Origin of the sequence: Xenorhabdus siamensis, assembly GCF_037996745.1 — a bacterium.
GTDB classification, from domain to species: domain Bacteria; phylum Pseudomonadota; class Gammaproteobacteria; order Enterobacterales; family Enterobacteriaceae; genus Xenorhabdus; species Xenorhabdus indica.
Window position 1 is genome coordinate 56,848 of the sequence record NZ_JBBMXE010000008.1, and the last position, 25,457, is coordinate 82,304.

Here is a 25,457-nt window from a genome sequence, read left to right on the forward strand (position 1 = left end):
TCTGTAAAAACTTTCAAATAGTTGCCTGAATAAATCACTATGCAAGCAGAAATATTATTAACACTCAAATTGCAGCACCGGGTTTTCGCCGATCCCCGACGAATTGAGTTACTAAAACAGATTAAAATCACGGGTTCTATCAGTCAGGGAGCCAGGCAAGCTGGTATCAGCTATAAAAGTGCATGGGATGCTATCAATGAAATGAATCATCTCGCAGATGAGTTATTAGTTGATCGTGCAACTGGTGGAAAAGGGGGTGGAGGTGCCCAACTTACACGTTATGGTGAACGCTTGATACAGCTCTACGAGCTGTTGGAAAAAATTCAACAAAAAGCATTTGATGTTCTCAATCAGGATTCATTACCTTTGGATAGCTTGTTAGCAGCCATATCCCGCTTTTCCCTCCAAACCAGTGCCAGAAATCAATTTTTCGGAACCATTGTCGAACGTGATGATGAGAACGTTCAGCAAAATGTCCGTATCCTGCTGGCTGATAACAAAACATCAATTTGTGCTGCAGTAACAGAGCAAAGCGCTAACCGATTAAATCTGGCAAAAGGTAAGGAGGTGATCGCCTTAATTAAGGCTCCGTGGATTACCTTAAGCAAAGACACAGTAGCTGCAATGTCCTCCAACAAGATCTCTTTTGAGAATAAGTTATCTGGTCAAATCAGCCAGATTGAAACAGGAAAACAATGCAGTGAAATTATTCTGACACTTGATGGTGGTGAATCACTTTGTGTCACATTATCCAATCAGGAAATAGAAAATTTGGATCTTCAACTGCATGCCCCTGTGACTGCCCTTTTTAATGCAGATAAGGTGATCATTGCAGCATTATATTAATTAGCGATATGTTATTGATACTTGCCCCCTGATACTTATTGTCAGGGGGTATCTGTACTGTTGTTGTAATGGCTGTTGTAACGATTGCTGTAACAATTTTTGTACCTCCCTTCCCAAAATATCAACCCATAACGAATAACAGACGACTACTCATTGACATTGAAGATTATTCCGCTTATTTCTGTGATCCTTTAGTTGATGTTGCTTAAAAAGGAATAGAAATGTCTGAATTGCAAGTAAAGCAAAGTAGTTTCCGTTTAAGTGACACCCGTATTCTGCGGCTACCGTCACTAAAAATTATTTCCGGGGAAAACTGGGCATTTGTCGGCGCTAATGGCAGTGGAAAGTCTTCTCTGGCTCGTGTTTTATCAAATGAATTAACTCAACTGACAGGTGAAACACATTGCTCTTTTCATACTCCGATACGAATCTCTTTCGAGCAGCTTCAACAGTTGATCGATGAAGAATGGCAACGCAACAATACAGATTTACTCAGTGAGGATGAAGAAGATACGGGACGTACTGCCGCAGAAGTGATCCAAATGTATCACAAAGACAATGAGTTGTGCCTTGAACTCACAAAATACTTTGGCATTAAAGACTTGCTTTCACGCCGTTTTAAATATCTTTCTACTGGAGAAGTACGCAAGGTATTGCTTTGCCAAGCATTAATGGCCGATCCAGACCTTTTAATCCTTGATGAGCCTTTTGATGGGCTAGATGCTTATGCCAGAAATCAGTTATCTCAATTATTAGAGACTCTGACCACAAAAGGCATCACTCTGGTTTTAATCTTAAACCGATTTAACCAGATCCCTGATTTTGTAGAACAAATTGGTGTATTGGCTGATTGTCATTTGACATTAGTCGGAGAAAAAAAGCATATTTTGGCTGAATCTCTTATAGCACAGTTGGCACACAGTGAGGCTCTAAAAAATATTCAACTACCAGAGCCAGACGAATGCCGGGCTGATAAACAACTCCCCACCGATCAACCTTTAATATCAATGCACAATATGGTTGTTCAATACAACGATAAACCAATATTGCATGGACTGAACTGGCAGGTTAAGCCTGGTGAACACTGGCAAATCATCGGTGAAAATGGTGCCGGAAAATCCACTCTTCTCAGCCTGATCACTGGTGATCATCCTCAAGGTTATAACAATCACCTGATTTTATTCGGCCGCCAACGAGGAAGTGGTGAAACTATCTGGGATATAAAACGTCATATCGGTTATGTCAGCAATAGTATTCATCTCGAATATCGTGTCAGTACCAGCGTCCGTAATGTTATCCTCTCCGGTTTCTTTGATTCTATTGGGCTTTATCAGGCAGTTTCAGATCGCCAACAACAATTAGCTGATGAATGGCTAGTGCTATTAGGATTATCTGGCGCTACTGCAAACAGTCCATTTCATAGCCTGTCATGGGGACAACAACGGTTAGTGTTGATTGCCCGCGCCTTAGTGAAACATCCGGCATTATTAATTCTGGATGAGCCATTACAAGGGCTTGATCCACTCAATCGTCAACTAGTTTTGCGCTTCATTGACATCATGATTAGAAGTGGTGATACACAACTTTTGTTTGTTTCTCACCACCAGGAAGATGCGCCTGAATGTATTACTCATCGGCTGAAATTTATTCCTGATGGTGATGTCTACCGATATGAAACAGAGCTGACTTCTCGTTCCCTTTCGTGAGTACTTAACAATCCCCCCTCTCTCAAATAACACTAAGAGGGGGGTAAGTTTACACACTGCACCGTCTCTCGAATGAAGAAGATGGTTTACCCGCTCGCAGAACGGTACGGAACACTTTTTTGGTATTTTTTATTATTTTTTTTGAATTTTCTCTCTCTTGCTATAAAATCTCGGTCTATTTTTAGACTATTTACCTATTTTTTTCAAAAATAACCGAGAATTGTATGGGCTGGACTTTACTTGCCGTTTCGTTGGCACTGCTAGATATTCGCCAAAAAATCGCTTTCTTCATTGCATTTTTAGCTATTGTTGTTGGGATCAGTACTCATGTGCTGGCCTACCCAGCGATTATCTCACTATTAATAATAAGCGTGTTGGGTGTAACACATATCTATTTCAATACCCAAAAGCATACTGTCACCAAAAAGCATACTATCGGTAAAAATATGACCGAATTGCTATTGGTTATTGTGAGTATTTTGTTATTTATACATTACATCCCCGGTTTTCATAACCTGAAATATCTGGATAAAGTACAGGTTGGGCCACTCAGCGCACCTTTTTCCATGTATTTTAATTTTGATAAGGCATTGATCCCTTTTATTTTATTATGCTGCATGCCAAGTTTATTCCGCCGCAATCCGATGGTTAATGCTCCGGCACATGGTTGGGCACTGTTAATCGCAACTATACCTGCATTATTAGGGCTCGCGACTGTTCTCGGTGGATTAGCCGTTGAACTCCATCTCCCTAGCTGGTTTCCTGCATTTGTTGCTGCCAATATCTTATTCGTTTCATTGGCAGAAGAAGCCTTATTCCGTGGTTATATTCAACAAAAACTCAGCCAGTGGATGAACCCTTATTTTGCACTTCTCATAACTTCGCTAATATTTGGTGTTGCTCATTTTGCTGGCGGTGTCCTGCTGATGGCTTTCGCAACACTGGCGGGGCTGATTTATGGTATAGCATGGATGTGGAGTGGACGTTTATGGGTAGCTGTCGGATTCCACTTTACGCTTAATGTGTTACATCTGCTGTTTTACACTTATCCGATAAAAGCAGTCATCAGCTAAACGGAATCTGATTCCAACCAATCTCCAGTTGCAGCCATGCTCAATAAATTTCAAGATGCGGTTCAACGGCAAGGGAACAAACTCCAGGGAATATAGATCTATGTAACCGGGATGAGTGAACACCGCCAATGAAGCTGCACTTGAAAAATGGCAGAAATAATCAGGCTGCAACTGTCTTCAGATGTGCCTAAACATGATTTAAATCAGATGTTCCGAGACTATTGTTTGCCGTTTCGGTCTATCGCGCCATATAATGCCCCCAGCGACCATTTTATTTTGTATTAAAAAGTTAATGATAGGAGTTTAAGCTATGGCTGTAACTAAGCTGGTCCTTGTAAGGCATGGTGAAAGTGAGTGGAACAAAGAGAACCGCTTTACCGGCTGGACTGATGTTGAATTGTCTGATAAAGGCCGCTCTGAAGCACAACAGGCTGGTCAATTGCTAAAACAAGAAGGTTTTACTTTTGATTTTGCCTACACTTCTGTTTTAAAACGTGCCATTCATACTTTGTGGAATATTTTGGACCAAGTCGATCAGCAATGGCTGCCAGTTGAAAAAAGCTGGAAACTGAATGAACGTCATTATGGTGCACTGCAAGGTCTGGACAAAGCTGAAACAGCGGCTAAATACGGTGATGATCAAGTTAAATTGTGGCGTCGTGGGTTTGCAATCACGCCTCCAGACTTGACTAAAGATGATGAACGTTATCCTGGTCATGATCCTCGCTATGCAAACCTGAAACCAGAAGAACTTCCTGTCACAGAAAGTCTGGCAACCACTATCGAACGTGTTGTTCCTTATTGGGAAGAAGTTATCAGACCTCGTGTTGCAAATGGTGAAAAAGTCATTATTGCCGCTCATGGCAACTCCCTGCGGGCGCTGGTGAAATATCTGGACAACATGGGCGAAGATGAAATTCTTGAATTGAACATCCCAACTGCTGTGCCATTGGTTTATGAATTTGACGAAAACATGAAACCAATCAAACACTATTATCTAGGTAATGCAGATGAGATCGCTGCAAAAGCAGCCGCAGTAGCAAACCAAGGTAAGGCAAAGTAATTCAGACTATCTATTAAAGATAATAAGCAAAAGCCGGAAGTCACTCCGGCTTTTTTCATACTGGTTTAACCCCGGCGAGCCCTGACAGCCCGAGATAATTGCCGCAATAAAGTCTCTGTATCATCCCAGCCAATACAGGCATCTGTCACACTTTGTCCATAAACCAGAGGTTCGTCACCATCCAAGCTTTGGTTGCCTTCAACCAGATTGCTTTCAACCATCACGCCGATAATCGCAGTTTCTCCTGCGGAAATCTGACCACAAACATCAGTACCAACATCCATTTGCCTTTTGAATTGCTTCGCGCTGTTTGCATGGCTGAAATCAATCATTACCCGTGGTGCTAATCCTGCTTTTTTCAAATCTTCTTTGACAGCATCGACGTGTTCAGCACTATAATTCGGCTTTTTACCACCACGCAGAATAATATGGCAATCCTGATTACCTACAGTGTTAACAATCGCTGAGTGACCCCATTTAGTCACTGACAGGAAACAGTGTGATGAGCTGGCTGCATTAATGGCATCAATCGCAACTTTTATTGTACCGTCAGTACCATTCTTAAAACCAACCGGGCAAGAAAGACCAGATGCTAACTCACGATGAACCTGGGACTCTGTTGTACGCGCTCCTATCGCTCCCCAACTCATGAGATCTGCAAGATATTGAGGTGTGATCATATCAAGGTATTCACCTGCTGCGGGTAATCCCATATCGTTAATATCTATTAGAAGCTTACGTGCTATACGTAATCCATCATTGATATCAAAACTACAATCCATTTTCGGGTCATTAATTAACCCCTTCCAACCTATTGTGGTACGAGGTTTTTCAAAATAAACCCGCATCACGATTTCCAAATCTGCCTTCAATTCCTTACGTAATTTGTTCAGGCGCTCTGCATATTCCAATGCAGCCTTTGGATCATGAATTGAGCACGGGCCAATTACTACCAATAGACGATCATCTTCACCAGTTAAAATGTTATGAATAGCTTCACGGGCTTCACGGACAGTAATAGCAGTAGCTTTTGTCGCAGGAAATTTTTCGAGCAATGCAACTGGTGGTAATAATTCTGTTATTTTCCTTATTTTTATATCGTCATTCTGGTAATTCATCGACCTTCCACCTAATGTGTTTACAGTTATTTGAAATAATTTTGTGATCTCAATCTAACTGTTAGGCGCTGTGCTGTAAATAATCTTTACGGGTAAGAAAAGAGTTTTTTTCATAGAAGAGTAAGAATATACATAAAAATTATGTAAATTCAGTGAGTAAATTAATAAGGCAGGAACTTACAAGATGGAGAAAATAAATGAAATATCAATAAACAAGCCATAAGCTGATTAATGACTTATGGCCTGCGCTAACTGTTAGTTTATGTTTTTAATCGATCACACTTCATTCATTATTTTTTGTTGCTTTTATCCACAAACGAGCACCATTCAGAGCGATCCCCGTCAGGATAATATACTGCAACGACATAGCCAGAACACCTTGATAGAAGTAAATCACTACACTAATAACATTAATGAACACCCATATCAGCCAATTTTCCACATGCTTACGAGTCATTAAAATCATTGCCACTATCGATAGCACTGTTATCATTGAATCCCAAAATGGGAACGCATCTGGCTGTAAATTCGGCATAGTAATATTGGAGCCCATACCCTGTAAAACAAGGACCACAATTTTTGCCATATAACCAAAGATCTGATCAATATTGAATGTCATGATCAGGATAAAAAGAATAGAAACTGCCGCAACACTAAGCATTTGTTTAGGTTTCAACCAACGGATCTTTAATTCTATCTGTTTCTGTTCGTTGATTCGGCTCCAAGCATACCAACCATAAATATTAGCAGCGAAGAAAAAGATCTGTAGGATAAGACTGGCATAAAGTTGAATTTGGAAAAATATCACAGCAAATAATGACACATTAATCAAACCGAACAGGTAATTAATGATTTTTTCTTGACTGGCGAGCCAAATACATAATAAACCCGCAATTGTACCAACAGCTTCTATGTATGAGAGGTTATAACCATCTGTTCCTAACGGAATATGTACTAATATGTTATGAATGTTGAAAAAATCCATGCTTTCTTATCCTTACCATAAATGTTGTTTAGTATATCAATACAAAAAACGTAGAATTAAGATGAAAATCGACTATTTGGCCCTTAATTGTTTTAAATGCTAAACAAGATAGCGAATTATTAAGCAAAAGTCTTTAAGTATTTTAGAGATCTTAACGTATAAAAGGAGAAATAAATTTTCGACCCGAACCTGTGAGAGATTGATTAAAAGCCAACAGTTCTACCGACTGAGCTAATGACTCATCTGGGAAATATTTGATTGAAAATTTAGATGGTGGGTCGTGCAGGATTCGAACCTGCGACCAATTGATTAAAAGTCAACTGCTCTACCGACTGAGCTAACGACCCATCTGGGGGAATGTTTGATTGAAAATTTAGATGGTGGGTCGTGCAGGATTCGAACCTGCGACCAATTGATTAAAAGTCAACTGCTCTACCGACTGAGCTAACGACCCATCTAAATCTTGCCTGGCATTGCTTTCTTAATTGCTTGCCAACGGCGGCATATAATACTGATTTCGCTGTTGGGCGCAATATTTATTTTATCAAGCCCCGTTTAAGCGCCTATTAATCGACCAACTATCCCCAAAAAGACTGATAAATAACCTCTTGGGGATAATTATTACATTCCTGCAATCTTTTTTTCGGCCATTTTAGCCGCACTAGTGCCGGGGTATTGCTTAACCACCTGTTGATAAACTGCCTTCGCCTTATCCTTTTGCCCTTTTTCCTGCATAATCAAACCAACTTTATACAGAGAATCACTGCTTTTTTGTGATTTAGGATAATTTTTCACTACAGTCGCGAAATAATAAGCCGCATCATCTTTCTTACCTTTGTTGTAATTCAACTGACCTAACCAATAGTTGACATTCGGTAAATATTTCGACTTAGGATAAGCTTTAGCAAAATTCTGGAATGCTACGATGGCCTTATCGTATTCTTTAGTGTTGATAGCCAAAGCGACAGCGGCATCATAATCTCCCTTTTCACTTCCTGTGCTGGTGGCGACTGCGGGCTGATTATCAGTTCCCTTTTCCGCTGGGGTCACTGCATTATCATTTTCTGAACCTGAAGGGTTAGTGATTTTATCCAACTGCTGATAAATATCTTTCTGACGCTCAATGATCTGATTTAATTGATATTGATTTTCCTGAATCTGACCACGGAGTGTATCAATATCACGCTGAGAATCAGCAAGCTGTTGCTGGAGTTGAGTTAATAACTGACTATGAGCGTCGGAAATACGCTCTAATTGGGAAAGGCGCTCATCTGTGGAGCCTGAGCCGACATTACTGATTGGCGCTCGGGCAGTAGCGGCCCATGGAGCCGCTACGCCAACCAATAACGACAGACCCAATACAAAATGTCTGAAGTTACTGTTCATGCCTTACTCTTAGTATACGATTACAGCGCGACGGTTTTTAGCGTATGCTGCTTCGTCATGACCAAGTACAGCTGGTTTTTCTTTACCATAAGAAACGATAGCAAGCTGGTCAGCTGAAACACCTTTGCCTTGCAGATACATTTTAACTGCATTTGCACGACGCTCACCCAGAGCGATATTGTATTCCGGAGTACCGCGCTCATCTGCATGGCCTTCAATAGTTACTTTAACAGATGGGTTGCTACGCAGGAATGCAGCATGCGCATCCAGCATTTGAGCAAATTCGCTGTTAATGTCGTATTTATCGAAACCAAAGTATACGATATTGTTGTTTTGCAGCTCTTGCATCTGCTGACGTGCTAATTCTTCAGCAGACAGACCTGCTTTAGAAGAATTATCAACAGTGCCTACACCAGACTGATCATTGTTGCCATTTTTGTTAGTGTTAGTACACGCTGCTACGGCCATGATTGGTAAAGCTAACATCAGCCCTTTTAGCACTTTGTTCAGTTGCATCTCTTTGATCCTTTTATAGTTTGCCATACATACTTATTATGCATCACAGATACGGCGACCAGGCAGGAAATTTAACCTGTCCATCGGTAGCCGGAAGACGCGCTTTGAAACGTCCGTCAGTCGAAACTAGCTGCAATACAGTCCCCAGCCCTTGAGTGGAGCTATAAATAACCATAGTGCCGTTAGGTGCGATACTCGGCGTTTCATCTAGAAACGTATCTGTCAAAACTTGGACAGATCCCGTTACCAGATCCTGTTTGGCGATGTGCTGACTGCCACTCGCTGTGCTAACCATAACGATAAAAGTACCGTCTGGACTCACATCAGCATCTTGGTTTTGTGAACCTTCCCAAGTCAGTCGTTGTGGAGCACCGCCATTAATATCGATTTTATACAATTGTGGACGACCACCCTGATCAGAGGTATAGACCAGTGTCTGGCTATCCGGCATCCAGCTTGGCTCAGTATTATTACTGCGGCCATCTGTTATTTGGCGAATTTGCCCTGAAGCCAAATCCATCACATACAAGTTCAGACTACCTGTTTTGGATAGAGCAAAAGCGAGTTTAGCTCCATCAGGGGAAAATGCCGGCGCTCCATTGTGACGAGGGAATGAAGCTACATGACGAATCACTCCTGTTGCCAATGTTTGGATCACCAGAGAACGGCCTCCTTCAAATGTCACATATGCCAGTTGAGAATTATCTGGTGACCATGCTGGTGACATTAAAGGTTCTGCTGAACTACGTACCGGAGTTTCATTATAACCGTCATAATCAGCAACACGCAGTTCATACGAATACTTATTCGTAGCAACCTTCTTAACCACATAAGCGATACGAGTGGTGAATGCGCCTTTAATGCCAGTCAGCTTTTCAAATACTTCATTGCTGGCTGTATGCGCAGCATAACGTAGCCATTTTTTCTCAACTGAAAATTGATTCTGCGCTAATACTGAACCGGGCGTTCCAGCCACATCAACCAACTGATAGGAAACCAAAAATTTACCATCAGCAGCAGGTTGAATTTGCCCTACGACTACAGAATCTATTCCAAGAGCAGACCATACCGCAGGTGTTACTTCAGAGGCTGTGGTAGGTTGTTGTGGCATACGATCGGGAGTAATAGGATTGAATTTCCCACTGTTCCTCAAATCGGCAGCAACAATTGAACCAATTTCTTCTGGCGGATTGCTGCCCCCGTCCATTTAAATGGAACAACACCAATAGGACGGGCAGAATCAACACCTTCTGTAATTTCAATGCGAACTTCTGCATGAGCAAACGTTGCCCATAGCACCAGAAAACCCAATAATGCTTTAAACGTCAGTTTAAAAGTTTGCTTCATCATCTCTCCCTTATCGCGATCGATATGGCCGCAATAATCCGCCGGATTCTAACAAACGCCAACAAACAAAACCAGATACCTAAATAAAATCTAATAATTTTATTTATACAAGTAAATTATTCGAAATTTCACCTAATAAATAACACATTCCCACCAAATATTTACTTTACTGTGGTTTAAAGTCTAGTGAGAAACTCTTGAAATGTTCATAAACCTCTTTACTTGGTGGACGTGGCATTTTAGTTTGATTCGCCGCAGCAATTGCCGCCCTACATAAGGCGGGATCGCCTCCATTAGCTTGAACACTAATCAACATACCATCTGATGCCAGTTTTATGCTCAAGTCACAAGTACGCCCTAAGTATAAACTCGGATCACGGAAATGACTCTGGATCGCAGCCCGAATTTGCCCTTTATAATTATTGATATCCGATTCAGAAACGCCGCTTTTCTTACTACCACCTTTACCCGCAGCGGATGCTCCACCTTGCTGTTTAGGCGCATTAGAAGTTAATCCCCCAAGCAGATCATCAACTGCCTGAGCCTCTTTTTGGGCTTCGGCCTTAGCTCTGACTTTTGCTTTAGCCGCGGCTTCAGCTTTAGCCTTTGCTTCAGCCTCTGCTTTTGCCTTCGCTTCTGCTTCAGCTTTTCGTTTCGCAGCTTCTTCTGCTTCTTTCTTAGCTTGGGCTTCTGCTTTTTTCTGAGCTTCTGCCTGCTCTTTCAGAATTCTTTCTTGCTCCGCTTTCGCTTTAGCAGCGGCTTCTTCGGCAATCTTTTGCTCTTCACGGGCCTTAGCCGCCACAGCATCAGCCAACTTTTTCTGTTCTTCCGCGACTTGCTGTGCTTTTATCCGTTCTTCTTCTGCGGCTTTCAGCCGCTCCTGCTCTTCTGCCTGCTTAGCACGCAATTCGGCTGCCTGTTGTTCAGCTTTTTTCTTCCGTTGCTGCTCAGCCAACTTTGCATTAGCCTGCTGTTGCTGTTGCTGATTATATTGCTGAACTACCGCATTCGGATCGACCATAACGGCATCAATCACCGTACCACTATTTCCACCGCCTCCCATTTCCGTTTTTTGCTTCAAAGATCCCCAAATCAAAAATCCGAACAGGATAATGTGCAAAATAATTGAAATGATAACGGCACGATTTAGCCCACTGTTTTGCTTGTTTGTCTTTCCCACGCTCGACATCCAGAAACTTTAAGTAAAAGCCACCATCAGGCACCAATAGGCTGAGTCATTAAACCAACCGATTTCACACCCGCTTGACGAAGCATATTAAGTGCCTTGATGATTTCATCATAAGGGACTTCCTTTGAACCCCCAATCAAGAAAATTGTTTTTGGGTTAGCTTTCATCAAGGTTTGAGCTTCAGCAATAATTTGCTGTTCAGGTAGTAATTCTAAACGCTCCTGATTAATAACCATGTTGTACCGCCCTACCCCGGAAACTTCTACAATAACCGGTGGATTATCAGAACTGGAGACGGTTTTGGAATCCACCGAATCAGGTAAATCAACTTCGACACTTTGTGTGATAATCGGGGCAGTTGCCATAAAAATCAGCAGCAAAACCAGCAACACGTCCAGCAAGGGGACGATATTGATCTCGGATTTTAGCTCACGTCTGCGACTACGAGTGCGCGCCATTCGCTTTTTCCCCTTACAATGAATTACGACTTATTGGAATTAGAAACAAAAGCCTGACGATGCAAAATCGCCAGAAATTCTTCCATAAAATTGTCGTAACTTTGTTCCAGTTTATTGACACGCTGGTTCAGACGGTTATAAGCTATCACCGCCGGAATCGCAGCAAACAAACCAATTGCTGTTGCAATCAAAGCTTCCGCAATACCAGGCGCGACCATTTGCAATGTTGCCTGTTTTACCGCTCCCAGAGCAATAAAAGCATGCATGATCCCCCAGACTGTACCAAACAGGCCGATATAGGGACTAATAGAACCCACCGTACCCAGGAATGGGATATGATTTTCCAATGTTTCTAATTCACGATTCATTGAAATTCGCATAGCGCGGGAAGCTCCCGTAATAACAGCCTCTGGTGCATGGTTATTTGCCTGATGTAAGCGAGCAAATTCTTTAAAACCAGAATAGAAAATCTGTTCAGTGCCACTTAAAGATTCGCGGCGTGACTGGCTTTCTTTATAAAGACGGGATAATTCAACCCCAGACCAAAATTTATCTTCAAATGCTTCCGTTTCCCGGGTAGCAGCATTCAGAATTCTTGTTCGTTGAATAATAATTGCCCAAGAAACTACAGAGAAGCCAATCAAGACTAACATGATCAGCTGCACTAAAAAGCCTGCCTTCAGAAATAAATCTAGGATGTTCATGTCAGTCACTGCTTAAACTCCGCGACAATAGACTTTGGAAGCGCAATAGGCTTCATTTGAGATGAATTTACGCAGACGATCAGGCATTCTGCGTTACTGATAACTACATCATTACAATCAATAATTCGTTGGATAAATGTCAGTGAAGCACCACGGATATTCGTGATCTCGCTTTCCACAACTAGCTGGTCATCCAGCCTTGCTGGTTTCCGGTAGTCAACGGTCATGCGGCTGACAGCAAAACCAATTTGTTCATCCAACATATACTTTTGGTGGAAGCCCTTATCACGCAGCATCTCTGTACGTGCTCTTTCGTAAAAAGCCAAATATTGAGCGTGATAGACTATACCACCAGCATCTGTGTCTTCGTAGTAAACACGGATAGGCCAACGGAACAACATATTACTCACATATAATCCTAATCAGGCAAATTGACGCTGTCACTATACTCAAGACAATAGCGCTTTGGAATGACTTGTTATTAAAGAAATCAAAAAAATTTATAGGCCAGCGTCCTATAAAATCATAAATAGTTTACTTAAGGAAATGATATAAGCCAAAAATCAGAATCAAAAAGCAGGTAATGGATGAAAAAAAGACGTCAGATAAGAGCCATAATAAGGATAAGGGCCCTTAGCAGACCCTTACTCATCAGTTGGTAAAATTTGTCAACCAACATTATCTTTTGTCACTCTCAGTGACTTTTTCTGATTCACTATGCTCAAGTGCCAAAGCAGCAATAACTGCAAAACTACAAGCTAAGAGCGTCCCCAGAATCCAAGCAAAATACCACATGTTCTATTCTCCTTTAGTACAGTGATTAGTACAGTGAGTGTTTGTTGTTTTCAATGTAGCTCTTATCCAAACGCCCAAAGGTTTTGTAGTAACACCAAATGGTGTATGACAGAATAATAGGAACGAAGATAAGCGCAACAACGAACATAATTTGCAACGTCCACTGACTGGATGTCGCATCCCACATAGTCAAACTGACATTCGGATTAAGGCTTGATGGCATCACAAACGGGAACATGGATATTCCTGCGGTCAGAATAATGCAAGCAACTGTCAGTGATGAAAATAGAAACGCCCAGGCACCTTTATCCAATCGAGTTGCCAGCATAGTCAACAAAGGAAGAATGACACCCAATACAGGTATTGACCACAATATTGGCTGATTATTGAAATTGATCAGCCATGCCCCAACCTGTTGAGTAACTTGTTTATGCAATGGATTAGATACTCCATTCACATCCAGACCGCTAGTCACAACATAACCATCAATGCCATATATCAGCCACACACCCGCTAGTAAGAAAGCCACTGCGGTTATCAATGCACAAACGTGTGTCGCAGTACGGGAACGCAAATGCAATTCACCCGTAGTACGCATTTGCAGGTAAGTTGCCCCTTGTGTCGTAATCATCATCAAACTGATGATACCTGCCAGCAGCCCATAAGGGTTCAGCAACTCAAAGAATGACCCTTCATAGGAAACCCTCTGATCTACATCTATCATCAGTGGTACGCCTTGTAGCAGGTTACCGAATGCAACTCCAATGACCAATGGAGGTACAAAACTGCCAACAAATAACGCCCAGTCCCACATGTTACGCCATTTTCTGTTTTCCAGTTTTGAACGATAGTCAAACCCTACAGGCCGGAAGAATAACGCAGCCAACACCAAAATCATCGCTACATAGAAACCGGAGAAAGCGGCAGCATATACTGCTGGCCAGGCAGCAAACAGTGCGCCACCCGCTGTAATTAACCATACCTGGTTACCGTCCCAGTGAGGGGCAATTGAGTTAATCATGACACGGCGCTCAGTGTCATTTTTGCCGATAATCCGCAGCAGGACACCAACACCCATGTCAAAACCATCGGTCACTGCAAACCCGATTAGCAATACACCAATCAGCAGCCACCATATAAATCGTAACACTTCATAATCAAGCATATGTGGACCCCTGCTTACTCAATATTATTCGCTGAAGAATTATTGGTTGAAGAAATGGTTTTCTGTTCAAAATGGTAACGCCCAGTCTTGAGGCTACTTGGACCAAGGCGAGCAAATTTAAACATCAGAAACATTTCGGCGATCAGGAACAAGGTATACAGACCACAAATCAGTGCCATTGAGAAAATCAGATCACCAGTACTGCGTGTCGAAGCTGCCACTGCGGTTGGCAATACTTCACCAATAGCCCAAGGCTGACGGCCATACTCTGCAACAAACCAACCAGCTTCAACCGCAATCCACGGTAATGGAATACTAAATAACGCCGCACGCAATAACCACTTTTGTTGACCAATGCGATTACGGATAACGCTGAAGAATGCCAGGCCGATAACCAATAACATGATGAAGCCACAAGCAACCATAATACGAAATGCAAAATAAAGCGGTGCCACACGTGGAATAGAATCTTTCGCAGCGGCTTTAATTTGCTCTTCTGTCGCGTTTGCTACCTCTGAGGTGTAACGTTTTACGAGCATGCCGTAACCAAGGTCTTTTTTGCTTTCGTTGAATGCCTTACGTACTGCCGGATCAGTGTTACCTGCACTCAGCTCTTCCAGCAATTCATATGCCTTAAGGCCATTACGGATACGTTGCTCATGCTGACTCATCAAGTCACGCAAGCCAACAACCGGAGTATCAGTAGAGCGTGTAGCGATAAGGCCTAATATGTAAGGAATTTGGATGGAGTATTTGTTTTCCATTTTATCCTGATCAGGAATACTAATCAGCGTGAATGCAGCCGGAGGAGTTTGCGTATCCCACTCTGCCTCAATGGCAGCCAGTTTGGTTTTCTGCACATCCCCCATTTCATATCCAGATTCATCCCCCAGTACAATGACGGACAGGACTGCTGCAATACCGAAACTTGATGCAATGGCAAATGAACGTTTAGCAAACGGAATATCCCGCCCTTTAAGCAAGTAATAAGCACTGATCCCCAAGACGAAAATCGCACCTGTCACATAACCCGCAGCTACAGTATGAACAAATTTCACTTGAGCAACAGGATTCAGAACCAGATCGCTAAAGCTCACCATCTCCATGCGCATGGTTTCAAAATTGAAATCAGATGCAATCGGGTTTTGCATCCAACCATTCGCAATTAGAATCCATAATGCAGAGAAGTTAGAACCTAATGCAACCAACCAAGTTACAACCAAATGCTGTTTCTTGCTCAGGCGATCCCAACCGAAAAAGAACAAACCAACAAATGTGGATTCAAGAAAGAAAGCCATTAAACCTTCAATGGCCAATGGTGCACCAAAAATATCACCAACGTAATGTGAGAAATATGACCAGTTTGTTCCGAACTGGAACTCCATAGTCAAACCTGTTGCAACCCCCAGAGCAAAGTTAATACCAAATAACTTCCCCCAGAATTTCGTCATATCTTTGTAGATTTGTTTACCAGACAGGACATATACCGTTTCCATAATCGCAAGCAAAAACGCCATACCGAGTGTTAATGGTACGAATAGGAAATGGTACATAGCAGTTAAGGCAAACTGTAACCGTGACAGTTCGACAATATCAAACATTTTGACTCCTTGCTCCTAGCAGGAAGACACCGACTTGCGGCAACCCGACTTTCGTAAAATGAAAATCTCGTAACTACCAGCAATAAATGCCTCAAACACAACAAAAAATTATTAAGTAAATCAAAATTCAGTAAATACCCCAATGATATTACGCCTATATTCGCACACAATAAATAGCTTTTACATGACTAAGATTGGAATTCTCAATATAGGCCAGTATTGCCGCTCATTTATGAGGTAATACCATTTATTTTAGAACAATTAAATCAAGTTTAGCGAACACATTCCATATTAATAAATTGATTTTAGTCAATTTTTTCTGTTCTTTGTTAATCATTACAACTATTATTTCATTACAGTTGATTTAGTGTTAATAATTTGTTTCCCGCAATACTGATTAATTTATTTTTTGCTGTAAAAAGCATTATAAAATTAACTTTTCATTTTCATTATGAGAAAAATATATTTTTCTAACATTTATAATTAAATTAATTGATTAAATAGAATTTTCTAAAATAAGTTCAATTAAATTTAAAAACACCTCTCCATATAAAAAGACTAACCTACTGTTTATCTTATAAATGAAATAAAAAGGCTGCTTTAAAGCCTGTCTCTTGATCACATCTATAGCTCAAGAGACTGTGCAAGCAAGTAACCCTCAAGGAGGGTTTGTAATATGAACCATCCTTCCCATAGCCTTTCCCATCCTACTCGACCATTACGTTTTGAATCGTACCAACCTGCAAGCTTGCCGAGGTTAATATAGGCCCAGTAGAGGCTTGGGGCTTTCTTCGGTGGTTTCGATTTGTTTTGCTTTGACCACAGTAAGTTCCACGCTAGCGGACTCAGGATCATTTCACAGCTCTGCTTTTCTGCTTCCTCTTTATTAAGCCCCAGATAGCGCAATTGATGAAGACGGACTGCAATAAACGCGAGTATCACTACCATGCGTTCTAAATTCTCTTTGCTTTGCATGCGTAACTCTTCAACCTGAGTGCCACCGCTTTTCCACGCTTTGTGAAATTCTTCAATCAGCCACCGTTTTTCGTAGTAATCGAGAATACGCTGGGCATCTTCTTTTGTTTTCACGGGTTCTGAGGTCAGAATGTGCCAGCTCAAGCCATCATGATTTCCCGTTTCTTGACAACCGACATAGTACAGTGGGACGCCGTCACCGGTTTTATTCGCCGGGATTTTTACGGTCACCGCCGCATAACGCACTTCGCAGTGTGCATCACGCGCTTTTCGCCCGCCTTTTTGCCTCACTTGAACCGTTCTCGTATCCGCATACACCAAGGCGCCACTGTAATGATAAAGCTTGTCGCTGCTTTCTTCTATGCAACGGCTTTGCATAGAGCGAACGACAAAGCGCTGATGATTTGAGACCTTATAGGTCAGGTACTCGATAATGTCTGCTTCCCGGTCACAGACCGAGATAACTTTTCGCATGTCAGCACCGAGGCGGGCTTCCATTGCGCGTGAAGCCCGTTCCCATTTATAGCTTTCTTTGTCTTTATAAGCTCTGCTCGCATGATATTGATTTTGCCCGTAAGCCTGAAGGTCTCGGGTCCAACGTGCCTGCTCAATGAGTCCAACGACCTGTTGCTTATCAGGTGCAAAAAGCAGAACGGAATGCGCATGCATCCCTCTGGAATACTTATTGGATGTGGTGTGCCCCATCTCATCTCGAACCGTAGGGTGGATAAATTCCAGCGAGGTCGTATCTTCAAGCGCGAGGAGGCAATCATAGTGCTTAACCTGCTCAGCGGTGGCGACAAAGCCAGCTTCTGCGATAGCTTGAGGATTAATGGCTTGATTGCGAGCGAAGCGATAAGCAGCTTCGATATCCGCAGGTGATTTTAAAGATTGCACGAGAGACTGTCCTAAATGATTGGCAAGAGAAGAAGTCAGTTTGATCAGCCGCTTAGTGCGGCGGCTATCCCCTAAATCAGCATATTGAAAAGTGTCTTTTGCCCATGGCTCAGCATCTGTTGAAAACATCATACGTGACCTCAACGTAGTATTTCTTATTGAGATCAGCCAGGTAGAAAAAGGTTCAAAAAAGTCCCTCGATTCAATCGAGGGATTTGTGTAGAAGAGATAGGCTTTAAAGCAGCCTTTTTCTATAAAAATAGCTTATTTTGTGACTAGTTACTGGTCAATAAACCCTTAACTGCATCGCCGATGTCAGCCAGGCTGCGGACAGTCTTCACTCCCGCGGATTCCAGTGCTGCGAATTTTTCATCCGCCGTACCTTTACCACCTGCAATAATCGCTCCTGCATGTCCCATTCGCTTACCTTTAGGTGCTGTTACACCGGCAATGTAAGCTACAACCGGTTTAGTAACATGCTCTTTGATATACGCAGCTGCTTCTTCTTCTGCTGTACCACCAATTTCACCAATCATGACGATAGCTTCAGTCTGTGGATCTTCCTGGAACAGTTTCAGAATATCAATAAAGTTTGAACCTGGGATTGGGTCACCGCCGATACCAACACAAGTGGATTGGCCTAATCCTGCGTCAGTTGTTTGCTTCACGGCCTCATAGGTCAAAGTCCCTGAGCGAGACACAATACCTACTTTACCTGCCTTATGAATATGACCAGGCATAATACCGATCTTACATTCATCCGGAGTAATAACACCCGGACAGTTAGGGCCGATCATACGCACGCCAGTCTGATCCAGTTTTACCTTAACTGCCAGCATATCCAGCGTTGGAATGCCTTCAGTGATGGTAATGATCAGTTTAATACCTGCATCAATAGCCTCCAAAATAGAGTCTTTACAGAATGGTGCTGGCACGTAAATCACAGAAGCTGTCGCACCTGTTGCTTCAACTGCTTCGCGGACAGTATTAAAGACGGGCAAACCAAGATGTTGCGTACCACCTTTACCTGGCGTTACACCGCCAACCATTTGAGTACCGTAAGCGAGCGCCTGTTCTGAATGGAAAGTACCCTGACTGCCAGTGAAACCCTGACAAATCACTTTGGTGTTTTTATCAATTAAAATAGACATTATTTGTTCCCCGCTGCTGCGACTGCCTGTTTAGCTGCGTCTGTCAAACTGGTTGCTGCAATGATATTCAAACCACTATCAGCCAGTTTCTTCGCACCCAGTTCAGCATTATTTCCTTCCAAACGAACGACTACAGGTACGTGAACACCTACTTCTTCCACCGCACCAATAATACCGTCAGCAATCAGGTCACAACGGACGATCCCACCAAAGATATTTACCAAGACAGCTTTCACATTTTCATCCGACAGGATAATTTTGAAGGCTTCAGTAACACGCTCTTTTGTCGCACCACCGCCTACATCAAGGAAGTTAGCCGGAGCGCCACCGTGCAGCTTGACAATGTCCATAGTTCCCATCGCCAAACCAGCACCATTTACCATACAACCAATGTTGCCATCCAACGCAACATAATTCAGTTCCCATTGTGCAGCCTGAGCTTCACGTGGATCTTCCTGCGAAGGGTCGTGCATTTCACGCAATTCGGCCTGACGGAACATAGCATTACCGTCCGCACCCAACTTCCCATCCAGACAGACAAGATCACCTTGAGTTGTAATAACCAACGGGTTAATTTCGACTAGAGCCAGGTCACGTTCAAGGAAAAGGTTTGCCAATCCCAAGAAAATTTTAGTGAATTGGTTGACTTGCTTACCAGTCAGACCCAGCTTGAACGCCAGTTCACGGCCTTGGTAGGGCATAGGGCCAGCCAGTGGATCGATGATTGCTTTATGAATCAGTTCGGGCGTTTCTTCCGCCACTTTTTCTATTTCGACACCACCTTCGGTAGAGGCCATGAACACTACACGACGTGTACCACGGTCAACAACGGCACCAAGATACAGCTCTTTAGCAATATCGGTAGCCCCTTCTACCAGGATCTGATGGACAGGTTGCCCCTGTGCATCTGTCTGGTAAGTTACCAGTCGTTTACCCAGCCACTGTTCAGCAAAAGCACGGATATCCTCCTTGCTATTGACGACTTTCACGCCCCCGGCTTTACCGCGACCGCCTGCATGAACCTGACATTTAACGACCCAAGGGCCTGCACCAATCTTGGATGCTGCTTCTTCTGCTTCGCGCGGTGTAGTGCAGGCATAACCAGCAGGTGCTGGTAAGCCATACCGTGCAAAAAGTTGTTTTGCCTGATACTCGTGTAAATTCATGATGTTCTATCCATAATTTAATCTAAGAAAGGTAAATTACCTTCTATTTTGTTGCTCTGGATATGACCAGCCCGAAGGCTGGCCGCATAATTTGTTACATCAGCACTTTTTACATCAACATCGTTTGACTTCAGACTGGACGGAATTTAACACCCTCCGCCCTGATGGTGATGCTATACATCCAGCAACAAACGTGTTGGATCTTCCAGCATTTCTTTGATAGTCACCAGGAAGCCCACAGACTCACGCCCGTCAATCAGACGATGGTCATAAGACAGAGCCAGATACATCATTGGAAGGATCGCAACCTGACCATTTACTGCCATTGGGCGATCTTTAATAGCGTGCATGCCAAGGATCGCACTTTGTGGTGGGTTAATGATTGGAGTAGACATCAAGGAACCAAAAACACCACCATTGGTAATAGTGAAATTACCACCGGTGAGTTCTTCAACGGTCAATTTGCCGTCACGGCCTTTAATAGCCAGCTCTTTGATGTTTTTCTCAATATCAGCCATGCTCAATGCATCTGCATCACGCAGTACTGGCGTCACCAGACCACGAGGTGTAGATACTGCGATGCTGATATCAAAATAGTTGTGATAAACCACATCAGTGCCATCAATAGAAGCATTAACTTCTGGATAACGTTTCAGCGCTTCGACAACAGCTTTCACATAGAAAGACATGAAACCCAGACGAACACCGTGACGTTTTTCAAATTCATCACCGTATTGCTTACGCAATTCCTGAATTGGCTTCATATTGACTTCATTAAAAGTCGTCAGCATTGCAGTGTTGTTCTTCGCTTCGAGCAAACGTTCTGCAATGCGCTTACGTAAACGCGTCATTGGGACGCGTTTTTCACTGCGATGAGGCAACTGAGATGGTTGAGCCGCTGGAGCAGATTCAGCGGTTTTAGTACTCTCTTTTTTGTTCGCAGCAATATATTTTTCTACGTCTTCACGCACAATACGGCCACCTACACCACTGCCTTTAATCGCAGCAGGGTCTAAATCATGCTCAGCAATCAAACGACGAACTGCCGGACTCAGTGCATCATTGCTTTCTTCTTCCAAAGACGCTGTCTGGCGTTGTGCTGGTGTTGCTTCTGTTTGTTCTTTCACCACAGCCGGCATACCCGTACTGTCACTCAAGCTAATACGGCCAAGCAGTTGCTTAGACAGTACAGTGGCACCTTCTTCTTCCAGAATAGATTCCAGAACACCCGCTTCACTTGCTGGTACTTCTAAAATCACTTTATCTGTTTCGATTTCAACCAAAATGTCATCACGCTCTACGGTATCACCTGGTTTTTTATGCCATGTCGCAACAGTGGCATCCGCAACAGATTCAGGAAGGTCTGGAACCAGAATTTCTACGCTACTCATTTTCTATCCTTATTTATTCAACGTTCAGTGCGTCATTAACCAGAGCTTGCTGTTGCTGCTGGTGAACAGATGTATAGCCCACAGCCGGGGAAGCAGAAGCCGGACGCCCTGCATAACGTAAAGAAGCCCCAAATGGGATCGCTTCACGGAAATTATGTTGACTGCAATACCAAGCCCCTTGGTTCAGTGGCTCTTCCTGACACCAGACAAAATCATGCACATGAGCATACTGCTCAAGTAAAGTCTGCATGTCCTGACGCGGGAATGGATACAGTTGTTCAATACGCACAATGGCGACGTCGGTCTGCTCGTTCTTACGACGTTGTTCCAGCAGATCGTAATAAACTTTACCGGAGCAAAGTACAACGCGTTTCACACCTTTTGGCTCCAACGCATCAACTTCACCAATCACTGTTTCAAATTTACCGTTAGCCAATTCATCCAGGCTGGATACTGCCAATGGATGACGCAACAACGACTTAGGTGACATGACTATCAGGGGACGACGCATACCACGCAGTGCCTGACGGCGCAGCATGTGGTAAACCTGAGCCGGAGTTGATGGCACACAAACCTGCATGTTCTGTTCTGCACACAATTGCAGGTAACGTTCCAGACGTGCTGATGAGTGCTCAGGACCTTGCCCTTCGTAGCCATGTGGCAACAGCATGACCAGACCACACATACGACCCCATTTTTGCTCACCAGAACTGATGAACTGGTCAATTACAACCTGTGCTACGTTAGCAAAATCACCAAACTGGGCTTCCCAGATAGTCAATGCTCTAGGCTCTGTCGTTGCATAACCATATTCAAATGCCAGTACAGCTTCTTCTGACAGGACTGAATCCCATACGTTAAATACTCCCTGACCGTTGTGAACATTTGCCAGAGGGACATAAACAGAAGCATTAGCCTGATTATGGATAACCGCATGGCGGTGGAAGAATGTACCACGGCCAGCGTCTTCACCAGACAGACGAACTGGAATACCTTCATCAACCAAGGTTGCATAAGCCAGTGTTTCTGCTCCACCCCAGTCAAACAGTTTGTTACCGTTGGCCATTTCTGCACGGTCAGCATAGATTTTCGCAACACGAGAGTGCATTTCTACTTCGGCAGGAATGGTACTAATGCGTTTGCCAAGATCTTGCAGACGCTTCATATCCATTTTATGTGGATACTCTTCATCCCATTCGTGATTCAGGTAAGGCTCCCAGGTAAACGAATGCAACCCCATTGGACGCCATTCATCGACAACACATTCACCATGATCCAATGCATCACGATATAAGTTGACCATTTCAGTCACATCATTAGGCGACAGCAGACCTTCTGCGATGAGTTTGTCCGCATAGATCTTACGTGGAGTCGGGTGTTTCTTAATTTTCTGATACATTAGTGGCTGAGTTGCACTTGGCTCATCAGCTTCGTTATGACCGTGACGACGGTAACAAACCAAATCAATCATCACGTCACGTTTAAAGGTATTACGGAAATCCAGGGCCAGGCGGGTAACAAAAGCGACAGCTTCCGGATCATCAGCATTTACGTGGAAAATCGGTGCCTGAACCATTTTCACAATATCAGTACAATATTGTGTTGAACGGGCATCTTTTGGGTTAGAAGTAGTAAAACCAATCTGGTTGTTAACCACAATGCGAACAGTACCACCAACTTCATAGCCGCGAGCCTGAGACATGTTCAGTGTTTCCTGAACAATCCCCTGCCCTGTTACCGCTGCGTCACCATGAATAGTTATCGGCAACACCATGTTGCTCTGGCCTTCATCAAGACGGTCACGGCGAGCACGCACTGATCCAATAACTACAGGGCTGACAATTTCAAGGTGAGATGGGTTGAATGCTAACGCTAAGTGTACCAAACCGCCTTCGGTTTCGAAATCAGAGGAAAAACCCTGATGATACTTCACATCACCTGTTCCGAGATGTTCTTTATGTTTTCCGGCAAATTCATCAAACAGATCAGCAGGTTTTTTACCTAAGATATTAATAAGAACATTGAGGCGACCACGGTGAGCCATGCCAAGTACAACTTCGCGTGTATCTTGCTTGCCTGCATGACGGATCAAATCCTTCAGCATTGGAACTAGCGCATCACCGCCTTCCAGAGAAAAACGTTTCGCTCCTGGAAACTTAGCCCCCAGATAACGTTCCAGACCTTCCGCCGCAGTTAACTCCGCCAAAAAGCGACGTTTTTCATCTGCGCTGAATTGTGAGCTGACAGAGACAGATTCCAGGCGCTGCTGGATCCAGCGTTTTTCTTCTGTATTGGTGATATGCATATATTCCGCACCAATAGAGCCGCAGTAAATGCGTTTCAGTGCGTCATACAAATCCGCCAATTTCATTGTCTCTTTGCCGCTAGCAAATGAGCCTACATTAAACGTTTCTTCAAAATCAGCTTTTGTTAAATTATGGAAAGCAGGATCGAGATCCGATACAGGTTCCTGTTTCCATAATCCCAATGGATCAAGATTCGCATGTTGATGACCGCGGAAGCGGAATGCGTTGATAAGCTGCAAAACCTTAACTTGTTTTGCATCCATTGCTGGATCGCTGACTGAAGTGTGGTAACGAGTGGCATCCTTTGCCAGACGACGGAAGTAATCACGTGTCTGTGAGTGAAGTTGTTCCCCGTGAAGTCCTGCATCCGGTAATTGTTGGAAAATTTCTCTCCAACCTGCATCAACAGAATTAGGATCGGTTATATAGTCTTCATAGATTTGCTCTATGTAAGACTGGTTTGCACCAGCCAGAAAGCTTGAGTCCAGCCAGTCCTTCATTGCACCGTTCTGCATTGTGATCCCTTAAGCTTTAAAAGCTTTAGTTTTCGCCGTGGTTAACAAATACCGCTTTATTAATAAGCAGTGTTGATAAAAGGTTCATTTGGACGTGCTTAATGCATGTTCTCTATTTGGGTTATCCTACCCTTCAAGGAACCTTTAAAAACTGAGAGGCAGTTTTTAAAGGTTCCTTTATTCCAATAACATGCGCCGTCATTAGCAGCAGGCAATTTATCATCTTTCATTCTTTATGCCCCCCACTGTTTTGATATTTATTTCAAAATTGTGGAGGGCAACCTTATATGCATTATTTACACACAATTTATGTGTTATTTATGCACTATCTATACATTGTCAGTATATTTAATTAAGTAATATTTTAATTAAGCACTATGTCTTAACAACATCGACTTAATATGCCCAATTGCTTTTGTCGGGTTAAGGCCTTTAGGACACACATTGACGCAATTCATGATCCCATGACAACGGAAGACACTAAAAGCATCATTCAGTCCATCCAATCGGGATGAGGTTTCAGTATCACGACTATCAATCAGAAAACGATATGCAGCTAACAGACCCGCTGGCCCAATAAATTTATCCGGGTTCCACCAAAATGACGGGCATGACGTCGAACAGCAGGCACACAAGATACATTCATAAAGACCATCCAATTTTGCTCGCTGTTCTGGTGATTGCAGATGTTCACGTGCAGGTGGATTTTTACCGTCATTGAGCAAATAAGGACGGATTTTTTCATATTGTGCGTAAAACTGCCCCATATCAACAACCAGGTCACGAATGACTGGCAAACCAGGCAGCGGACGAATAACAATCTTCTTGTTACCACGGCGTAGTGCTGAGACAGGAGTAATACAAGCCAGCCCATTTTTACCATTCATATTCAGACCGTCAGAACCACATACACCTTCACGGCACGAACGGCGAAATGACAACGTAGGATCTTGTTCCTTCAACTGGATAAGTGCATCCAGCAGCATCATGTCACGCCCTTCTTCAGCTTCCAGCGTGTAATCCTGCATACGGGGTACGTTGTCTACATCCGGATTATAACGATAAATTGAGAATTCAAGTTTCATAATCTATTTCTCCGCAACT

21 protein-coding genes, 2 tRNA genes and 1 pseudogene are annotated in these 25,457 nt (G+C 43.1%); 4 read left to right on the plus strand and 20 right to left on the minus strand.

Annotated elements, in window-relative coordinates:
• Positions 1-39: 39 nt before the first annotated feature.
• From modE to gpmA, 4 genes are all read left to right on the plus strand, one after another.
• On the plus strand, positions 40-846 hold the full coding sequence (gene modE / locus AAC852_RS08590; protein ID WP_340620675.1) for a molybdenum-dependent transcriptional regulator: 807 nt from the start codon (positions 40-42) through the stop codon (positions 844-846).
• 221 nt (positions 847-1,067) lie between these two features.
• Complete coding sequence (modF, locus tag AAC852_RS08595; protein WP_340620676.1) at positions 1,068-2,552, plus strand: molybdate ABC transporter ATP-binding protein ModF; 1,485 nt, start codon at positions 1,068-1,070, stop codon at positions 2,550-2,552.
• Positions 2,553-2,776: 224 nt separating this feature from the next.
• Positions 2,777-3,625 carry a CPBP family intramembrane glutamic endopeptidase gene (locus tag AAC852_RS08600; protein ID WP_340620677.1) on the plus strand — a complete coding sequence of 283 codons (849 nt, stop codon included), beginning with the start codon at positions 2,777-2,779 and terminating at the stop codon, positions 3,623-3,625.
• A gap of 310 nt (positions 3,626-3,935) precedes the next feature.
• Positions 3,936-4,688 (plus strand): 2,3-diphosphoglycerate-dependent phosphoglycerate mutase, encoded by a 753-nt coding sequence (gpmA, locus tag AAC852_RS08605; RefSeq protein WP_340620678.1) that lies wholly within the window; start codon positions 3,936-3,938, stop codon positions 4,686-4,688.
• A 65-nt stretch (positions 4,689-4,753) separates the two neighbouring features.
• On the opposite strand, the gene aroG is transcribed toward gpmA, so the two are convergent.
• From aroG to AAC852_RS08705, 20 genes and pseudogenes are all read right to left on the minus strand, one after another.
• On the minus strand, positions 4,754-5,806 hold the full coding sequence (aroG, locus tag AAC852_RS08610) for a 3-deoxy-7-phosphoheptulonate synthase AroG (RefSeq protein WP_340620679.1): 1,053 nt from the start codon (positions 5,804-5,806) through the stop codon (positions 4,754-4,756).
• A 283-nt stretch (positions 5,807-6,089) separates the two neighbouring features.
• Positions 6,090-6,791, minus strand: a complete 702-nt coding sequence (pnuC, locus tag AAC852_RS08615; protein ID WP_340620680.1) for a nicotinamide riboside transporter PnuC — start codon at positions 6,789-6,791, stop codon at positions 6,090-6,092.
• A gap of 271 nt (positions 6,792-7,062) precedes the next feature.
• A tRNA-Lys gene (locus AAC852_RS08620) sits at positions 7,063-7,138 on the minus strand.
• 31 nt (positions 7,139-7,169) lie between these two features.
• A tRNA-Lys gene (locus AAC852_RS08625) sits at positions 7,170-7,245 on the minus strand.
• 167 nt (positions 7,246-7,412) lie between these two features.
• On the minus strand, positions 7,413-8,177 hold the full coding sequence (cpoB, locus tag AAC852_RS08630) for a cell division protein CpoB (protein WP_340620681.1): 765 nt from the start codon (positions 8,175-8,177) through the stop codon (positions 7,413-7,415).
• Between the two features lie 9 nt (positions 8,178-8,186).
• Positions 8,187-8,693 carry a peptidoglycan-associated lipoprotein Pal gene (pal, locus tag AAC852_RS08635; RefSeq protein WP_340620682.1) on the minus strand — a complete coding sequence of 169 codons (507 nt, stop codon included), beginning with the start codon at positions 8,691-8,693 and terminating at the stop codon, positions 8,187-8,189.
• Positions 8,694-8,736: 43 nt separating this feature from the next.
• Positions 8,737-10,043: pseudogene (gene tolB, locus AAC852_RS08640) on the minus strand (Tol-Pal system beta propeller repeat protein TolB).
• Positions 10,044-10,206: 163 nt separating this feature from the next.
• Positions 10,207-11,220 (minus strand): cell envelope integrity protein TolA, encoded by a 1,014-nt coding sequence (gene tolA / locus AAC852_RS08645; protein WP_340620683.1) that lies wholly within the window; start codon positions 11,218-11,220, stop codon positions 10,207-10,209.
• Positions 11,221-11,255: 35 nt separating this feature from the next.
• A complete protein-coding gene (gene tolR, locus AAC852_RS08650) occupies positions 11,256-11,687 on the minus strand; it encodes a colicin uptake protein TolR (protein WP_340620684.1) in 432 nt (143 codons plus the stop codon).
• A 23-nt stretch (positions 11,688-11,710) separates the two neighbouring features.
• Complete coding sequence (tolQ, locus tag AAC852_RS08655; RefSeq protein WP_340620685.1) at positions 11,711-12,400, minus strand: Tol-Pal system protein TolQ; 690 nt, start codon at positions 12,398-12,400, stop codon at positions 11,711-11,713.
• Positions 12,397-12,801 (minus strand): tol-pal system-associated acyl-CoA thioesterase, encoded by a 405-nt coding sequence (ybgC, locus tag AAC852_RS08660; protein WP_340620686.1) that lies wholly within the window; start codon positions 12,799-12,801, stop codon positions 12,397-12,399. Before ybgC ends, tolQ begins: the two co-directional genes overlap by 4 nt.
• Positions 12,802-13,069: 268 nt before the next feature.
• Positions 13,070-13,186 (minus strand): cytochrome bd-I oxidase subunit CydX, encoded by a 117-nt coding sequence (cydX, locus tag AAC852_RS08665; RefSeq protein ID WP_340620687.1) that lies wholly within the window; start codon positions 13,184-13,186, stop codon positions 13,070-13,072.
• A 25-nt stretch (positions 13,187-13,211) separates the two neighbouring features.
• Positions 13,212-14,351: a cytochrome d ubiquinol oxidase subunit II gene (cydB, locus tag AAC852_RS08670; RefSeq protein WP_340620688.1), complete on the minus strand. Its 1,140-nt coding sequence runs from the start codon at positions 14,349-14,351 to the stop codon at positions 13,212-13,214.
• Positions 14,352-14,365: 14 nt separating this feature from the next.
• Positions 14,366-15,952 carry a cytochrome ubiquinol oxidase subunit I gene (cydA, locus tag AAC852_RS08675; protein ID WP_340620689.1) on the minus strand — a complete coding sequence of 529 codons (1,587 nt, stop codon included), beginning with the start codon at positions 15,950-15,952 and terminating at the stop codon, positions 14,366-14,368.
• 624 nt (positions 15,953-16,576) lie between these two features.
• Positions 16,577-17,953 carry an IS4 family transposase gene (locus AAC852_RS08680; RefSeq protein WP_340620768.1) on the minus strand — a complete coding sequence of 459 codons (1,377 nt, stop codon included), beginning with the start codon at positions 17,951-17,953 and terminating at the stop codon, positions 16,577-16,579.
• 146 nt (positions 17,954-18,099) lie between these two features.
• Entirely contained in the window at positions 18,100-18,975 is an 876-nt protein-coding gene (gene sucD / locus AAC852_RS08685) for a succinate--CoA ligase subunit alpha (RefSeq protein WP_340620690.1), read from the minus strand.
• Positions 18,975-20,141, minus strand: a complete 1,167-nt coding sequence (gene sucC / locus AAC852_RS08690) for an ADP-forming succinate--CoA ligase subunit beta (RefSeq protein ID WP_340620691.1) — start codon at positions 20,139-20,141, stop codon at positions 18,975-18,977. The genes sucD and sucC overlap by 1 nt, the downstream gene beginning before the upstream one ends.
• 173 nt (positions 20,142-20,314) lie before the next feature.
• Positions 20,315-21,532, minus strand: coding sequence for a 2-oxoglutarate dehydrogenase complex dihydrolipoyllysine-residue succinyltransferase (odhB, locus tag AAC852_RS08695; RefSeq protein ID WP_340620692.1), 1,218 nt, complete (start codon positions 21,530-21,532; stop codon positions 20,315-20,317).
• 13 nt (positions 21,533-21,545) lie between these two features.
• Positions 21,546-24,353, minus strand: a complete 2,808-nt coding sequence (gene sucA / locus AAC852_RS08700) for a 2-oxoglutarate dehydrogenase E1 component (RefSeq protein WP_340620693.1) — start codon at positions 24,351-24,353, stop codon at positions 21,546-21,548.
• A gap of 368 nt (positions 24,354-24,721) precedes the next feature.
• Positions 24,722-25,438 carry a succinate dehydrogenase iron-sulfur subunit gene (locus AAC852_RS08705; RefSeq protein ID WP_340620694.1) on the minus strand — a complete coding sequence of 239 codons (717 nt, stop codon included), beginning with the start codon at positions 25,436-25,438 and terminating at the stop codon, positions 24,722-24,724.
• Positions 25,439-25,457: the final 19 nt, after the last annotated feature.

Excerpts from the sequence above, each read along its gene's own strand:
- modE (WP_340620675.1), top strand. The coding sequence starts at position 40 with ATGCAAGCAGAAATATTATTAACACTCAAATTGCAGCACCGGGTTTTC.
- modF (WP_340620676.1), top strand. The coding sequence starts at position 1,068 with ATGTCTGAATTGCAAGTAAAGCAAAGTAGTTTCCGTTTAAGTGACACC.
- AAC852_RS08600 (WP_340620677.1), top strand. The coding sequence starts at position 2,777 with ATGGGCTGGACTTTACTTGCCGTTTCGTTGGCACTGCTAGATATTCGC.
- gpmA (WP_340620678.1), top strand. The coding sequence starts at position 3,936 with ATGGCTGTAACTAAGCTGGTCCTTGTAAGGCATGGTGAAAGTGAGTGG.
- aroG (WP_340620679.1), bottom strand. The coding sequence starts at position 5,806 with ATGAATTACCAGAATGACGATATAAAAATAAGGAAAATAACAGAATTA.
- pnuC (WP_340620680.1), bottom strand. The coding sequence starts at position 6,791 with ATGGATTTTTTCAACATTCATAACATATTAGTACATATTCCGTTAGGA.
- cpoB (WP_340620681.1), bottom strand. The coding sequence starts at position 8,177 with ATGAACAGTAACTTCAGACATTTTGTATTGGGTCTGTCGTTATTGGTT.
- pal (WP_340620682.1), bottom strand. The coding sequence starts at position 8,693 with ATGCAACTGAACAAAGTGCTAAAAGGGCTGATGTTAGCTTTACCAATC.
- tolR (WP_340620684.1), bottom strand. The coding sequence starts at position 11,687 with ATGGCGCGCACTCGTAGTCGCAGACGTGAGCTAAAATCCGAGATCAAT.
- cydX (WP_340620687.1), bottom strand. The coding sequence starts at position 13,186 with ATGTGGTATTTTGCTTGGATTCTGGGGACGCTCTTAGCTTGTAGTTTT.
- cydB (WP_340620688.1), bottom strand. The coding sequence starts at position 14,351 with ATGCTTGATTATGAAGTGTTACGATTTATATGGTGGCTGCTGATTGGT.
- cydA (WP_340620689.1), bottom strand. The coding sequence starts at position 15,952 with ATGTTTGATATTGTCGAACTGTCACGGTTACAGTTTGCCTTAACTGCT.
- AAC852_RS08680 (WP_340620768.1), bottom strand. The coding sequence starts at position 17,953 with ATGTTTTCAACAGATGCTGAGCCATGGGCAAAAGACACTTTTCAATAT.
- sucD (WP_340620690.1), bottom strand. The coding sequence starts at position 18,975 with ATGTCTATTTTAATTGATAAAAACACCAAAGTGATTTGTCAGGGTTTC.
- sucC (WP_340620691.1), bottom strand. The coding sequence starts at position 20,141 with ATGAATTTACACGAGTATCAGGCAAAACAACTTTTTGCACGGTATGGC.
- odhB (WP_340620692.1), bottom strand. The coding sequence starts at position 21,532 with ATGAGTAGCGTAGAAATTCTGGTTCCAGACCTTCCTGAATCTGTTGCG.
- sucA (WP_340620693.1), bottom strand. The coding sequence starts at position 24,353 with ATGCAGAACGGTGCAATGAAGGACTGGCTGGACTCAAGCTTTCTGGCT.
- AAC852_RS08705 (WP_340620694.1), bottom strand. The coding sequence starts at position 25,438 with ATGAAACTTGAATTCTCAATTTATCGTTATAATCCGGATGTAGACAAC.